General features: G+C 39.2%; 13 protein-coding genes. 7 read left to right on the plus strand and 6 right to left on the minus strand.

The features are described from left to right. Positions 1–2: 2 nt before the first annotated feature. The 4 genes from ACWIB3_RS10775 to ACWIB3_RS10790 are packed head-to-tail and all read left to right on the plus strand — an operon-like array spanning position 3 to position 5,858. Entirely contained in the window at positions 3–1,820 is a 1,818-nt protein-coding gene (locus tag ACWIB3_RS10775; protein WP_185217941.1) for a RagB/SusD family nutrient uptake outer membrane protein, read from the plus strand. A gap of 4 nt (positions 1,821–1,824) precedes the next feature. Continuing rightward, positions 1,825–2,499, plus strand: coding sequence for a DUF3823 domain-containing protein (locus tag ACWIB3_RS10780; RefSeq protein ID WP_254526943.1), 675 nt, complete (start codon positions 1,825–1,827; stop codon positions 2,497–2,499). A gap of 6 nt (positions 2,500–2,505) precedes the next feature. Beyond that, positions 2,506–3,996: a sulfatase gene (locus tag ACWIB3_RS10785; RefSeq protein WP_454291585.1), complete on the plus strand. Its 1,491-nt coding sequence runs from the start codon at positions 2,506–2,508 to the stop codon at positions 3,994–3,996. Positions 3,997–4,007: 11 nt separating this feature from the next. Then, positions 4,008–5,858 (plus strand): glycoside hydrolase family 2 protein, encoded by a 1,851-nt coding sequence (locus tag ACWIB3_RS10790; protein ID WP_313257991.1) that lies wholly within the window; start codon positions 4,008–4,010, stop codon positions 5,856–5,858. Between the two features lie 299 nt (positions 5,859–6,157). Here the strand turns inward: ACWIB3_RS10790 and ACWIB3_RS10795 are convergent, their stop codons facing one another. Further along, on the minus strand, positions 6,158–7,225 hold the full coding sequence (locus ACWIB3_RS10795; protein ID WP_454291586.1) for a baeRF3 domain-containing protein: 1,068 nt from the start codon (positions 7,223–7,225) through the stop codon (positions 6,158–6,160). Positions 7,226–7,536: 311 nt separating this feature from the next. On the opposite strand from ACWIB3_RS10795, the gene ACWIB3_RS10800 reads away from it, so the two are divergent. After that, positions 7,537–7,995: a hypothetical protein gene (locus tag ACWIB3_RS10800; RefSeq protein WP_454291587.1), complete on the plus strand. Its 459-nt coding sequence runs from the start codon at positions 7,537–7,539 to the stop codon at positions 7,993–7,995. Here the strand turns inward: ACWIB3_RS10800 and ACWIB3_RS10805 are convergent. Beyond that, positions 7,963–9,474: a TPM domain-containing protein gene (locus ACWIB3_RS10805; RefSeq protein WP_454291588.1), complete on the minus strand. Its 1,512-nt coding sequence runs from the start codon at positions 9,472–9,474 to the stop codon at positions 7,963–7,965. The genes ACWIB3_RS10800 and ACWIB3_RS10805 overlap by 33 nt on opposite strands. A gap of 218 nt (positions 9,475–9,692) precedes the next feature. Here ACWIB3_RS10805 and ACWIB3_RS10810 point away from each other — a divergent pair, with 218 nt between their 5' ends. Together ACWIB3_RS10810 and ACWIB3_RS10815 are read left to right on the plus strand one after the other, a co-directional pair. After that, positions 9,693–10,253 (plus strand): DUF4230 domain-containing protein, encoded by a 561-nt coding sequence (locus ACWIB3_RS10810; protein WP_454291589.1) that lies wholly within the window; start codon positions 9,693–9,695, stop codon positions 10,251–10,253. Positions 10,254–10,260: 7 nt separating this feature from the next. Then, entirely contained in the window at positions 10,261–10,869 is a 609-nt protein-coding gene (locus ACWIB3_RS10815; RefSeq protein WP_454291590.1) for a class I SAM-dependent DNA methyltransferase, read from the plus strand. Here the strand turns inward: ACWIB3_RS10815 and ACWIB3_RS10820 are convergent. The 4 genes from ACWIB3_RS10820 to ACWIB3_RS10835 form a co-directional block, all read right to left on the minus strand. Continuing rightward, positions 10,858–12,072 carry an MFS transporter gene (locus ACWIB3_RS10820; protein WP_185211996.1) on the minus strand — a complete coding sequence of 405 codons (1,215 nt, stop codon included), beginning with the start codon at positions 12,070–12,072 and terminating at the stop codon, positions 10,858–10,860. The genes ACWIB3_RS10815 and ACWIB3_RS10820 overlap by 12 nt on opposite strands. 268 nt (positions 12,073–12,340) lie before the next feature. Next, entirely contained in the window at positions 12,341–12,745 is a 405-nt protein-coding gene (locus tag ACWIB3_RS10825) for a hypothetical protein (protein WP_185211995.1), read from the minus strand. Between the two features lie 1,000 nt (positions 12,746–13,745). Continuing rightward, positions 13,746–14,693: a DUF5106 domain-containing protein gene (locus ACWIB3_RS10830; protein WP_454291591.1), complete on the minus strand. Its 948-nt coding sequence runs from the start codon at positions 14,691–14,693 to the stop codon at positions 13,746–13,748. 158 nt (positions 14,694–14,851) lie between these two features. Continuing rightward, positions 14,852–15,541 (minus strand): hypothetical protein, encoded by a 690-nt coding sequence (locus tag ACWIB3_RS10835; RefSeq protein ID WP_313258008.1) that lies wholly within the window; start codon positions 15,539–15,541, stop codon positions 14,852–14,854. Between the last annotated feature and the right edge of the window lie 432 nt (positions 15,542–15,973).

Raw genomic sequence — 15,973 nt, forward strand, 5'->3', positions numbered from 1 at the left:
TCATGAAGAAATTTAAAATTTATATACTATCAGCAGCATTATTGGCAGGTACTGCGTCCTGTTCCAAGTTTTTGGACAGAGAGTCTGAATCCATCCTAACTGATCAACAGGTCTATTCAGACGAAAAAATGGTTGCTTCCGTATTGGCCAATTATTACGGAAGAGTGAGTTGGGGGCAACATATTGCAAATACCGGCAGTATGGCGATGCTCGATGAAGCTGCATTTTCTTCTGGAGGCCCCAACAATATGCAAGATTATGGTGATGCGCTTTGGCGAGTGTATGACTATACCCTACTCAGAGACCTCAACTTATTTATCAATGGTGTAAGGAACTCATCTTTCAGTGAAACCACACAGGATAATTTTGAGGGTGAAGCTCGCTTCCTAAGGGCATGGACTTACTTCAACATGGCACGAGGGCTCGGTGGTGTACCGATCATCAATGATGAGGTATTTGATTACCAGGCTGGAATCGATATCACGACCTTGCAATATCCACGCTCTACCGAAAAAGAGATCTATGATTATATCATAAAAGAATGTACTGAAATCAGCAGCTTATTGTCCGATGCCAAGAATACCAATTCTGCTAGAGCCAATAAATGGGCTGCACTGTCCTTAAAAGCTAGGGCCGCCTTATATGCAGGATCTATTGCAAAATACAATTACAAGACCCCAGAGGTAAAGACTAGCGGTGGTGAAGTAGGTATCCCAGTTGCAGAAGCACCAAAATATTACACGCTCGCTTATGAAACTGCAAAGGATATCTTACAAAACAGTCCATATGAACTGTACAATAAAAACGCTGACAAAGGAAGAAATTTCTACGAGGCTGTAAGCAGTAAAGGCAGTACGGAGGTTATCTGGGCTAGAGATTATAAATATCCTGGACAAACCCATCAGTACACCAACAATATCATCGCCTCTTCAGTACGCGGAGATATTGATGCCAACATCATTACACCTGTCTTGAACTTAGTAGAGGATTTTGAATACACAGATGACCGTAATGGTGCCTTAAAATTGACCAACGGTGCCGGTGATTTCATCTATTACAATAATCCATCAGATGTCTTTGCCAAAAAGGATCCAAGGTTATATGGAACCATCATTTATTCTGGTGCTGATTTCTTAGGTTCTACCATTACTTATCAAGCCGGCGTAAGGTATTTGGAAGGTGGTACATGGAAGATAAAAACAGCTGAACCTGGAAAATCAGAAGCTCCCTACGGTTTGATTACCAGTATGGACGGACCTACCACTTCCAATGATCAATTTGTCAATAAATCTGGATTCAATATCCGTAAATTTTTAGAAGAAAACAGGGATGCTTCAACCCGTGGTCGTGGTAGCGATATGTGGTTTGTGCGCTTTAGATTGGGAGAGATCATTTTGATCGCTGCCGAGTCCGCTCTGGAACTAAACAAACCTCAGACCGAAGTTGCTGGATTTATTAACCAATTGAGAGACCGTGCAGGAATCCAAAAATTAACGACGGTAACCTTTAATGACATTGTTCAGGAAAGAAGGGTTGAGTTAGCATTCGAGGATCACCGCTATTGGGATCTGAAAAGATGGAGATTGGCACATACCGTTTGGAACGGCCAGCAGGACAACCCTAAGGCTACCATGTATGTACTTTTTCCCTACAAAGTGTATGCCCCTGGAACTGCAAATCATGGTAAGTGGGTTTTTGAAAAGCGTAAATCTAGTCACGTGATGTACCCTCGATACTTTAGGTTCCAAAATTATTACAACTTCATCGACCAAGGTTGGATCGATAGAAATCCAAAATTAGTCCGTAACCCTTATCAATAAGACAATGAAAAGAATAAACATATTAGCCATCGGATTATTCCTAAGCCTTGCCCTACTCTTTTCCTGCGGAAAGGATAATTACGACGCCCCAAATGCAAACTTGACAGGGAAAGTGACCTATAAGGGTGCAGCAGTTGGTGTGAGAGGTTCCAATAATTCCGTTCGCCTACAGTTATGGCAAGATGGATACGCTCTTAAAAACCCAATTGATGTTTTTGTCACCCAAGATGGTTCCTTCTCAGCAGCGCTTTTCAACGGGACCTATAAATTGATTACGGTTCCTGGAAATGGCCCTTGGAAATCCAAGACAGATACCATGACCGTGCAGTTAAATGGTAACACGAATATTGACTTCCCAGTTGAGCTCTATTATGACCTCAGGGATATCAAATATCAATTGAACGGCAACAACCTAACAGCAACCTTCAATGTAGAGAAACTTGATCCCAGCAAAACCTTGGATGATATCAACCTTTTGGTTGGTAAGACCAAGTTTGTCGACTTAGGTCATTTTCTGAAAAGAGCGAATAAATCGGGGGATTCGAACGGAAATGTCACCTTGACCGTGGATATCGGTCCGGAATTGCAATCGAATCCAATCCTATTTGCGAGGGTTGCCGCTAAAATCAATGGTATCACTGAAGCTATTTACGACGCAAACATACATCAGGTTAAATAATTGGATATGCAGATTTTAAGCCGTATTACCCTCATTGTCCTTACCATAATAAGCTTTTGCCAAGCGCAAGAAAAGCCTTATAATGTATTGATGATCTTAGTGGATGATCTACGTCCTACATTGGGAGTATACGGCGATAAAGCTGCAATCAGTCCAAATATTGACCAATGGGCCAAGAATGCCATGGTCTTTGAAAGAGCCTACAGCAATCAGGCTGTATGCGTAGCATCAAGATATAACCTACTCTTAGGTTCAAGATCTACATCTACCGGATTATATGATTTTGGGAGGGCATTTCGGGAGTTTTATCCCGATGCTACGACCCTCCCAGAATTGTATAAGAACAATGGTTATTATACAGCGGCCATTGGGAAGGTATTCCATGTTGGCCATAATACGTACAACGACGAGCAATCTTGGTCGGTGAACCATTGGCATGACAAGGTGATCGAATATGCAGCCAAAGACCATAATAAGGAAACCAGGGAAGAAGCATTATTCGCCAATAAAAGTTGGGAATATGCCAATCAACTGGAAAAAGGTTCTGCTTGGGAAAAACTGGATGTAACAGATGATGCCTACGCCGATGGCCGGGTTGCGAATGAAGCTATAGCACGATTGGACGACCTAAAAGCCAACAACCAATCTTTTTTCTTAGCCGTTGGTTTTGCAAGGCCACACCTACCCTTTACGGTCCCGAAGAAATATTGGGACTTATATGACCAGGATGAACTACCCGTTCCAACCATTCAGAGCAATCCAAAGAACGCACCTTCTTGGGCGGTAAAAAGAGATGGGGAAATATCCCAATATGCGCAGGTGCCTTCGGCAAAAGACAGCGATCTCTTTCCACCAGAATTAACCAAGACCTTAATCCATGGTTATTATGCAGGGGTCAGTTATGTAGATGCTCAAATTGGGAAAGTATTAAAACATTTACATAGGACGGGCTTGGACAAGAACACAATTGTCGTAATTTGGGGAGACCACGGTTACCTATTAGGTGAAATGGGCATGTGGACGAAACATGTAAACTATGAATTAGCCAATCGCATTCCCTTGCTGATCAAACATCCTGCTATGCAAAAAACAGGACTCAGCAAGGAATTGATTGAAACAGTTGACATCTATCCTACGTTGGCAGCGATGAGCGGCCTGGACCTAAAAGAAGCGAAACAACCTTTGGACGGGATAAGCTATGCAAATATGCTGCTTTCTGGAGATGGAAGCTTAAGGGAAACCGTATACCATTGTTTTCCGAGAGATGGAAAACTTGGAAGGGCCATTCGGGACAAAGACTATCGACTGATTTCTTGGCAGGATTTTCAAGGAACTGAGGATCCACAATACGAACTCTACCACTATAAAAATGGACTGGTAGAAACTGAAAATATTTGGAGAGAAGATCACCCAGCATTTATTAAACTTAAGGAAGTCTTATCGGCACAGCCAAAACCTTTGCCCATGAGACCTGCATCTAAACCACGAAAACATTAACAAACAAGAATATGATGAAGAAAACAATTGCAATTGCATGCTTAATTGCCGCTTCTATCACGGAGGGAAATGCTCAGAACTGGGCGCCGGTCCGCGATAAAATCCTTACTCCATGGGCGGAACAGGTAACCCCTCAAAATGCGCACAGAGAGTATCCAAGGCCACAACTCGAACGAAAGAACAATTGGCAGAACCTGAATGGTTTATGGAAATATAAAATTACCAATAAAGACCAAAAAGATATCCCTAGCTCTTGGGATGGTGATATCTTGGTGCCTTTCGCTGTAGAATCAGCCCTTTCGGGTGTTGCTAAGCCAGTAACGAAAGATGATGCCCTTTGGTACAACAATAAGATCAGCATCGACAAAAAACTGAACAAAGGTCAGATCCTGTTGCATTTTGGTGCTGTTGATTGGGAATGCGATATCTATGTAAATGGACAGCATGTAGGAAATCATCAAGGTGGTTTTGATCCTTTCAGTATTGACATTACAAAAGCAATCAAAAAAGGAAAGTCCCAAGATATTGCTATCCGCGTTTGGGACCCTACCTCGGATGGTCCGCAACCTAGGGGTAAACAGATCAACAATCCACATGGGATTTGGTATACGCCAGTTTCCGGAATTTGGCAAACCGTATGGTTGGAATCTGTACCTGAAACGCATATCGTAAGTACTAAGCAGACTCCAGATGTAGACAATTCAGTTTTGAAATTCTCCGCTGAACTATCTTCAGCAAAAGCTGGTGACGAGATCTTGGTAGAAGCTTTTGATAACAATAACAAGGTTGCAGAAGCAAAAGCAAATGCTGGAGAGGAAACCCAATTAAAAATCAATGACCCACAATTATGGTCTCCTGACTCACCAAAACTATATGACCTGAAGGTTAAGGTATTAAGAAAAGGAAAAGTTGTGGATGAAGCCAGCTCTTACTTTGCCATGCGTAAGATCAGCGTGAAGAAAGATGCCAATGGCATCCAAAGAATGTACCTGAACGATAAGTTTGTCTTCCATTATGGTCCTTTAGACCAAGGTTGGTGGCCAGATGGTCTACACACCGCTCCTTCGGATGAGGCTTTACGCTTTGATGTAGAGAAAACCAAGGAAATGGGTTTCAACATGATCAGAAAACATATCAAGGTAGAACCTGCTAGATGGTACAGACACTGCGATAGCATCGGCGTTTTGGTATGGCAAGATATGCCAAGTGGTGACCTAGGAGGCAACATCTGGGATATGAACCCTGGAAAGATCAGGATCGGAAAACATGACAAAGACCGTACACCAGAATCAGAAGCCATCTATAAAAAAGAATGGAAAGCTATCATGTCCCATCTGCATAACTTCCCTTCCATCGTGGTATGGGTGCCTTTCAATGAGGCATGGGGACAATTTAAATCCAAAGAAATTGTGGACTGGACGATCCAAAACGATCCTTCCAGATTAGTGAACGGAGCATCAGGTGGTAATTTCGATGCACCTGGACATATCTTTGACATCCACAACTATCCAGATGCTGCAATGCCAAGAGCTGAACTGTTTGGTGACAAATATGTATTGGTACTGGGCGAATATGGTGGTTTAGGCCTACCGGTAGAAGGCCATACCTGGCAACAAAAGGATAATTGGGGTTACCAGTCTTTCAAAAATGCGGATGAGTTGAAGAAAAGATATCAAGAGGTGGTTTCTGACCTAAGCAAATTAATCCCTAAAGGATTATCTGCTGGAGTATACACACAGACCACGGATGTGGAAGTCGAAACCAACGGATTGATGACATATGACCGAAAAGTTATGAAGATCCCTGCGAATGAATTAAAAGAAATCCATAGCAAACTTTACCAAAGTGATCTGGTTAAATAAACGATTATACCCAATAATAGAATATAGCAAAGCTGGTCGAGAGCAATTTCGACCAGCTTCTTTTTTAAGTTTAATTAACCTAAATCTTCTTTCATTCGACCTTTAATTTGACCTTATTCGAGACACATTCGGAATTTTCGCAATATGGCCCGAACATGCCTCGAATATGGCTCGAAACTTATTCTCCATTTTTGATTGAAAAATTCCAGATATCACCGCTATTATTATTGGAAATTCCTTAATAAAGAAAAGGCTGACTAAACAAATAGACAGCCTTAAGATAATATTATATTAGAGCACTAATAACGTACTTTAAGCACAATCTGCCCCAAATCGTTCAGTTCTTCTTGACCCGTAAAATAAGCTTTCCCACCTTTTGAAAGTACATTCCAAGCGATATTGGAGACAATATCATCGACAACACCCGCTTCTTTTGAATCATCAACCAAATCAAAAGTACGGTCGGATGTCATCTTAACGGGCTGCTCATAATCTTGCTGTACCATAAGTAACTCTCCTCTGCCGTCAATGGCTGCTTGATAGATATCTTGAAGGTCTGTCAATACCTGACCGGAGGATACGGCTTGCTTCAAGTCTCCAATAGCATTGGAACGCTCTTCTTTTTGCAGGTCCTTTATGCTTTCAAAGGCCTGCTTTGCCATTTTATCAGGTTCTGAGGCATCATAGTTCATATTATCATGGGCTATGTACATCTTAGGAATATCGGCGACCTCCATGAGCATCGCATAATTGGGCTCCGTGGAGATAACCACAACATCCAGATCATTTGCATTATGGACCTCAACAACTGCCTTATCGATTTGATTGAAATATTCTTTCAAACGGTTTTCAACTTTATTATTGTCGGAACCCGTCACTTCCAATGGATTGGCATCAAACGGGAAATCATCATTTACGATTTCTTTCTCAACTCCATCGTTTAATGCTTCAAACAGATGGGCACCACCTTGGGCTATGGACAAAATCATATATTCTTTGGTTCTATTCAATGCCTTGATCAAAGGTTTAACAGCAAAAGAATCATCAATAAAGACGGCCTCATTATCCACCGGCCATGGTGAAACGACCATTTCATCAACCTCCTTGGAAATAAATACATGCAAGCTGTCCATTAATTTTTGGGATGTTACCTTTTCTGGCAATGCTTCCAATTTTTCTAGGATCTCTGGAATATCTCTTTTTCCATACTCTACAAGTAATCTGCTTTCCGCTTCCTTGATCAGGTTTTTGAGAATGATTGGATTTTTCTCGCTATCAGGAAAGGTTCTATAGGTATTAAATGAAAGTGTTATACTTGGAGATTCATTTTTTTCTGTCAACGACTGAATTATATCTTTTAATGCCATAGGTTTTATTAATTAAAATAGTGAAAAACTGCTTATTATCTATATATACAACAGGTTGGAGGGCTTATGGTTTTAGATAATCTGGATAAGGTCCAGCTAGTTGAGGGATTAAATGCAGAATATTACAAAAGATGGATTAGGATAGCTAAATTTGCCTTTTAGAAACTATTTATGAAGAACAAGCAGAAAAATTTCTTTCAAAGGCATTTGGATGAGATCAAGGATACTATCTTTCCCTATGATCCAGAGGACAGTCCTGGACAGAGGCGAAGAAAAAAATTAGGTTGGGTTATGTTTTTAATTTTGATGACATGTGGACTGCTATCCATGGTAATAGCCGTATCCTTTGCTCACTAAGGATATTTTTACTGAACCCCTATTTTGTAGGTTATTGTCTTGCTTGGCTCTTCGTGAGGTACAGCAGGTTGTCAGGGCATCCTATACCCTATATCAATAATTGGCTTACAGATTTTGTCTTTGTTCCCTTGATCGCCCATTTTGCCTTTTGTGCAGGAATATTCATACTAGATCTAAAAAAAGGCTTTTCATTTCCCTTATGGCAGCTACTGGCATTGGCTTTCATGACATCCATTTTCTTCGAATACCTAAGTCCAAGAATCACAGATTACAATACTGCTGATATAGTTGATGTGGTCTGTTATTTTTCAGGTGCTCTTTTCTATTATTTCATCCATCAGCCGTTTAATAATAAAAAATTAGCTCATGAGGAGCGCAGGTTACCAGCGTCCTCCAGCTCCACCTCCTCCTGAAGAACCACCACCAAAGGAACCACCACCACCAGAGGATCCGCCTCCGCCTCCAGCAGATGAACCACTGCCCCCTGAACTTCTTTCTAATTTTGGAATGATATAGGTGCCCAATACGATCATGTAATCACAGTTTTCGCATTTGTCGATCTTTTCACCTTCACCAGAACTCGTATAGGTAGCTTTCTTGATAACTTTTTCTTTATCCTTCTCCAAGGTAAAAAAATGACAGTCCGGACATTCATAAAGCCGCTTGTTGACATCCCATGGAATTAACTTGATCTCTTGGGATTTATTGTTTTTCCAGATCTCATATCGACGTGACCCAATCTTTTCTTCTTTTATTTGCCCTTTGTTCAGATACTGGCTAGTTTCAGCCTTTTTGGAGGTTCTTACAATTCTTTCCCAATCCCCAGAGTTATCGGGTGGATCATAACGATGTTTATATTTATTCAGACGGAACAGGATACCGCCCATATTGAATAGCGCTAATGGCGCTAAGATGGAAGGAATTAAAGTCAAGCCTGCAAATTTTTTCAGCGCTATTCCTTTTTCTTTCTCATCCACATAGCTCTTTTTGATAGCTTCTTGGGTATCATGAATTTTCATCCACAGGACCAAACCCCAAAAAACAAACAAGAAATATGGCGTATTCTTTACCTGATAGACTTGTTCGAAATTTTTAAATATAAATGCGAAAATGAAAATAGAAACAAACATTAAGAATCCCATACAGCCTAATCCATAGAAAAACGGAGCTATGGGCTTTAGTTTTTGTTTGTCAGTTTTTAACCGTTTACCTATTAAATGTATATAGATATAGAGGAGCAAAAAAAAACCTATCACTAAAAGACTATTTTTGAAATACGGATTTTGAAAGCTAAAAAATGGAATAGCTTCGGGCATCATGGATTTTAATTCTTCCAGCGAGTTAGGTGATTTTAGGATTTTGGAAATAAATTCACTGGCCTGTAGTAATCCGATTTCATAATTTCCCTCCTTAAAATTGGGTACCAGATATTTTTCACCTACCTGCTTAAGATAGATATCAGGAAAGATCCTTTCCATTCCATAGCCAGAAATAAAACGGTATTGACGTTTTTCTTTAGCAATGAACAGCAAAAGGCCATTATTGGCCTGTTTGTTTCCTATCCCCCATTTATTGAACAAATCAAAGGCAAATTGAAAATCATCATCCAATTGATAATCATTGACAAGCACAATGCTATATTCTGCTCCTGTCTGTTTTTCGATATCTAAGGATATACTATCCAGTAAACTGACTGTATAGCTACCCAATATCCCATCTGGGTCACTGACGTAGTAATCTTGACCTTTAGATTTAGGATTAGGCACCTGATCGATGCTATAGATTGTTTGGGCAGTAAGACCAGATGAAAAAAGCAATCCACTTAGGATTAAACCAATCCATAATAAATTTGTAAATTTTAGTCCTAAATGATGTTGGATATCGCTCTTCATCGATTCAAAAATTGGGTTACATAAAAATAATAAAATCTAAGCTGTCATGCTAAATCCGTTTAATAGAAATATATAAATCGACAAACATTATGTCATGTTTTTGGGTAATTAGATTAGGGAATTGTAATTAAATGGTTACTAATCAAGCCATAATGATAGCATTACAGTTTCTTGACATTAATTTTGTAGAATGGTCTATATTTTGAGAACAGCAGGTTATGACAAAGATATTGAAAGTATTAATCGTTCTAGGATTGATCATTGGAATCACTTGGTTTGTATGGGAAAGGATAAAACCAGCTCCCACAAAAGAGACCAATCACCAGATATTAGTGGAGAAAATCGAGTCAATGGGTAAACTAGAACTTGTAAAATATCGCTTGAGCGATGTCGTGGAGCATAAGAATATGACAACTTATCTTCCCGATGCCAGTGTTTTGTTGATCATCAAAGCGGATGCGGTTGGTTGTATTGACTTGGGAAAACTGAAAGCAGAAGATGTAAAGGTCATCGATGATTCAGTTACCATTAGTTTACCGAAACCAGAAATCTGCTATGTAAAAATAGACCACAAAGCTTCAAAGGTGTATGATACTAAAATGGCATTTTTTAGGGAAGCGACCTTGGTAGATGAAGCTTTTAAGGCGGCTGAGCAAGAAATCACCAATCAGGTTAAGAAGTCTGATATTTTGGAACAGACCAAAAACAACGCTACGCATGTATTGCGTCCTTTATTAGAAGGATTAGGCTATACAAAAATCAATTTAACTTTTTATTAGAACAAGGATGTCAAATAAAGAGCGGAAAGATGTATTTAAGGTATATGATATCATTGGGGAAAGCTTCTATGAAAATAGAAGCCAGAACCTGATGGAAGAAAAGTATCTAGAATCGATCTGCTCGTTGATTCCAAAAGCAGTAAAAATATTGGATCTGGGGTGTGGCTCCGGGAAACCGATCTTCGAGTATTTCAAAAAAAGGGAATATAAACTGCTTGGCGTAGATGCCAGTGAAAAAATGCTGGCTATCGCCAGAAAAAACTTTCCTGAAGATGATTTCCTATTGATGGATATGCGCCAATTGAACCTAGATCAAAAGTTTCATGCCATCATTGCTTGGCACAGTTTCTTTCATCTGGAGGCAAAGGACCAAGAAAATATGTTCAACATATTCCAAGAACTTTTGGAGCCTAATGGAATATTGATGTTTACCACTGGCAATGAGAATGCGGAAGTTTGGAGTGAAAATTATGGGCAGAACTTATATCATGCTTCCTTATCTCCTGAACAGTACCAAGAGCTATTGTCGGTACATCAATTTAAACTTATCCAGCATAGCGTTGAAGATCCCGAATGTGGCGGTGCTACAGTTTGGATCGCTCAGTTAATCCAATGATTCCTTAAACTTCACTTTTTTCATATTAGGAAGGAAATATGCCGTGATGCCAATTAAAGGCAGATACGCACATACCATATAGATATTTTCCAGTGAGGTATGATCCGCCCAATAACCTAGGATTGCTGCTCCTATCCCTCCCATTCCGAATGCAAATCCATAAAAAAGTCCGGAAACCATCCCTAATTTTCTCGGTAAGAGTTCCTGTGCATAAACTAAGATAGATGGAAAGGCAGAAGCCATGATCAGCCCTATGATAAATACCAATATGCCGGACCAGAAAAGGCTAGCGAAAGGCAACAACAGACTGAATGGCGCACAGCCAAGAACGGAAAACCAAATGATATACTTCCTGCCCAAATAATCTCCTAAAAAGCCTCCAAACAGGGTTCCCAAAGCAATAGCTATCAAGAAATAAAATAGATATACCTGTGACTGTACATCGCTGATGGCAAATTTTTCCATCAGGTAAAATTGCAGGTAACTGGTAATGCTGGCAATATAGACGTATTTAGAAAATATCAACAGCAAAAGGATAAAGATGGAAAAGTTGATCGTAGCATTCGATAGGTCAGGCAATTTGACCATTTTTTTGGCCTGTCCCTTTACGGCAGTCAGGACCTGCTTGTACCAAACCGCAATGTAGGAAAGCACGATCTGCGCAAACACACCTACCAATAAGAACCATAAAATATAACGTTGACCATGCGGAACGACAAACAAGGCCAGTAATAAGGGTGCCAGTGCAGAACCTGTATTTCCCCCGATCTGAAAAATGGACTGTGCCAAGCTCCTTTTCCCGCCAGAGGATAAAAAAGCCACCCGAGAAGATTCAGGATGGAAAATGGAAGATCCAATACCAACCATAGTTACCGAAAACAATACCGAATAATAATTATTGGAATAGGCTAATGCAATAACTCCAATGATACTGAACATCATGCCGATCAGTTGGGAATATGGTTTGGGATGCTTATCAGTATAAGCGCCCACAACTGGCTGCAATAAAGAGGAAGATAGTTGGAAACAGAAGGTAATCACGCCAATCTGCGCAAAGCTCAGGTGAAAGTTTTCTTTCAATAGTGGATATGAAGCGGGAATAATCGCTTGGATCATATCATTGGAAAGATGGGCAAGGGCGATAGCAAGGAGGATTGGGTAAGAAGTTTTCGATTGATCGTATGAGAATGATTGTTTTGGCATAAACTGACAAATAAATTAAATTGCTGAAAGCAAATCATTAAAAATCAAAGCGTATATCCAGACAATAAAATCTTATTGGGAGGGTAAACTGCACAAATGTAAGGCATTAATAATTGGAATTCCAAAGAATCCGGTATAAATCTCCTTAAATGAATGCGAGGTTTTAAGAATTTACTTTATCTCAATAAAAAAAGCGCGAAAATCGCGCTTCTTCTCTCATTATTAGTCTATAAAAGCCAATAATAATGGATTATTGACCGTAAAAAATCTACTCATTTATTCTTAGGGCAGGCTTGATATCTTCATAAATAGCCATGTATTCCATTCCTGCCTGGCCAGCATTGATCACTTCACCCTGTACCATGACCTGCACATTTCCGTCTTGCTGTGGAACCTCCAATACTTTTGAAATCTTGACATGTCCGCCTACTGGAATTTCAGATTTCAGCTCTGCATTCGGCATACTGTTCTCTGCTGAAAGAAAATATCCAGATTTTCCACCATCCGAATGCGTGTAATGATAGTAATAAAGGGGTTCTTTGGTAATGAAAATATTGTTTGCAATATCCGCGTATTTAGGATCTTTGGTCACATCTCCCTTTTGACCTGTACAGGCAGAAAAAATCAAAACCGATAATACAATGGCTATCCAACTTAAATGCTTCTTCATCATGTGCTATTTTTATAAGTTTAAAAATTAATTTGTTTCTATTTTCTATTGATGGGATAAAGGTCAGGATAAAGCCCTAAAAGCAAGAAAATATAGAATGACAAAGCGTATACAAGGCATTTTTGGCTTATATACAATTTATATACAGGAAAATTAAGCGTACAGAATCTCCCTCAAAGTAAAGGAGTTAGGGATGAATAGATTGGAGATATGAGACCTGTGCAAGGACACTTTGGCTTTTTTGGACTTATTCCATCGAGGGCAATATGTCAAAAATAATCTTCGGGAAAAAAATTGTGGGTCTGGATAGCCAGAGATATCCAACATTAATTTCGTTGGTACGAAGGATGGATTTCAGAATAACGCATACATCATTGATTTTGTTGAGGATTGCATTTCGCGTACAGTTCCTGGACCTTCGGTCCAGGATTGCATGACCCATTGAGGCATGAACCGTCCAGATTCTTCACTATTCGTTCAGAATCAAAATGCGCTAAAGAGGGATTCAGAGTGAAACGAAGAATCTATTTTTCGGTGTTTTTTAGGATCGTGGTCTTTCCGAAATCGTAAGATGAGGGAACTATTTCAAATGTAGTAGGGATAGTTCCGAGACCCTTCGGGGTGCCCTCAGGGTGACACAGAAAGGGTATAGAAAAATATTTCACCCACGCTGTGGGTTGGCCATATAAAATATCCAGATTCTACAAAGATTCCACCCCCTGGGGGTTTATTATCTGTCCTAAAAGGAAAAAGGAGTTAATCACCCTAAAGAGAGATATTGATGTTAGGATTGCAGCAGACGGGCTTATGCAATAAGCCCCTACAAAATCGGCTACCTTTCCAGCGACAAGATGGACACGATCTTGGCCCATCCGATAGGTGAGCGGAGCCGATCGCCTCATCCCGAACATCTTGGTTCATTCCATGATCTTGGTCTATCCTCTCATCCCTTTAATCCTGGTTCAATCTAACCATACCACTTAAAAACACATATTATTTAACACTAAATGTTTTGGAAGAATTGGATGACTTGATTCAAGTTCGTGTCTTTCAATATGACTTTTTTATTCTCATCCATTAAATAAATGGTAGGTGTAGCTTTGATCATGTACAATCCTTTGGTAACGACTGTTTGATTTTCATCTAAGCCATTGATCCAGTTGCTAGGTATATTTTTTTGATAGTTTTCCCAAATCTCCTTATTACCATCAGGGTAAAGCGCTAAAATCTTAAGGGCACCTTTTTCAAGGACAGCATTAAAACCGGGGTTAGATTTTATCTGACCTATGGCCTCTTCACAAGTACTACAACCAGGCTCATAAAAGATAAGCATGGTAAATGGCGCTTTGATTTCATTTAGGGAAGAAATAGAGCCATCTGCTGTAAGGAAACTGAAATCAGTAGCTGCGCTTCCCGGTTTATTTTTCCTTAACAGGGGCAATAAGGTTTCATATTTAATCTTTTCATCTGGAGAAAGCTTACCTGACCCGATCAAATAGTCTAAAAAAGTTTCATAATACTGATCATTTCGCATTGGGGAATTAGGATTTCCTAGATAGTTGTCAAATTGGTACTTAAAGAATTCAAAAACTGAGTTTTCGATCTTCGCTTCATTGAACAGATTTTCTATACCATCTTTCAGGGTATCCGGTTGAACCAATGGAAAATGTCCTATATAATCAGCGACAGCTTGTTCTCCATAATTAGGGTCAAACAGCTTGCTGGTATCCCTAAAATTGAAGTTGTCCCAGAAATGGTTGAATACATAAGTGATCTTTGCCTCCTCCCCTTGGATATTATCAGGTGCTTTTGGCGGGGTATAGGCAACAATTTCGGTAGGTTCACCTAAGGCTTCGGCATCATTGTTTTTCGAGTTTGTATTTTGGTTACAAGATGACAATAAAAGAAATCCGGCAAGGAATCCTAAGGTCAATATATTATTTATTTTCATATTCAATTTATTATAAGGCATTAACTAGAAATACTGTGCCAAGGTAAGTTTTTTTGATAAAATAAGAAGGATTGTTGGGGATTGGAAGGCATAAAAAAAGAGAAGCCTTGAAATCGGGCGAGATCAAGGCTAATTATTAATAGTTAGTGAATCTAAGCTTACCTATTCAGGGTATACTTCACACCTACCGAGGTAGATACGGCCCCTTCAAAATTCCTTCCTCCCACTTCACCATCGAATTCGTCACCATACAGGTTACCCCTGATATCCAATGTGAAATCTAACTTATCAGTTAATCGGAAAGTTTGCAGCACTCCAAGGTTAGGACTGAATTTCAGTGATCCTGGATCAGACAATACGGCTCCGAAACCGATACCCACGTAAGGAATTAAATTGTACAAACGATTTGGGTCATAGCCCAATGCATCATTAGTCCAATTGAACATAAAATCTGCATGAACATTAATGAAGTTAAATTTTTGGTACTCCAATGATTGACCAGAATGAAAAACTTCACCAGTTGTGTACATTTTAGTTTGGGTAAGGCCTTTGTAATGTAAACCGTTCAGCCCAAGTCTAATTGCAAATTTTTCGTTAATCCATTTCCCTCCATACACCTCAAACTGAGGCGTGATTCTTTTTCCGACAGAAAGTTGTTTGTCATGGTCACCAAAATATATTTGACCGCCCACACTTGCACCAACAAACCAATGATTCAATTCGGAACTTTCTTGGAAAGCTTTCTTCGCTATGAATTGCGTTTTCCAAGGGGTGTCATTAACTGGTTCCTTCGCGAAACCTACAACTGCAAACAATGTTGCAAAAACAATACTACTTAACTTTTTCATTAATGTTGTTTTATGATTAAAAAGAAGATTTTTTATTACTATCAGTTTATATACTAGCAAACAAAAATCGCTTCTTCTTTTTACGAACGCTTCTGAATGTAATGCATTTAAACTATACAACCAGCTTAAATACTTTTCTATAATTTTTGAAAATTAATAGTTAGTGTGATTCTATTTTTTTCAATTTCTCTCTGAACAACATTACGAATATACATGCTATTTTAACAGGAGCAAATTTATCAGAATCTCAAAATTATACTATTAATTAATTTTAAAACATCAAGATTTTATATATTTTCATCAAATATTTAAAATACATTCAAAGACGACGTACTGAAAGAAACAATTTTGTCTTTTTATGACATGAATTTACTCATAACATTTTTATTTAACAATAAATTGAGTTTGACTTTAAATGATTTTGTAAATGTT

Source organism: Sphingobacterium sp. NPDC055431 (assembly GCF_053644255.1).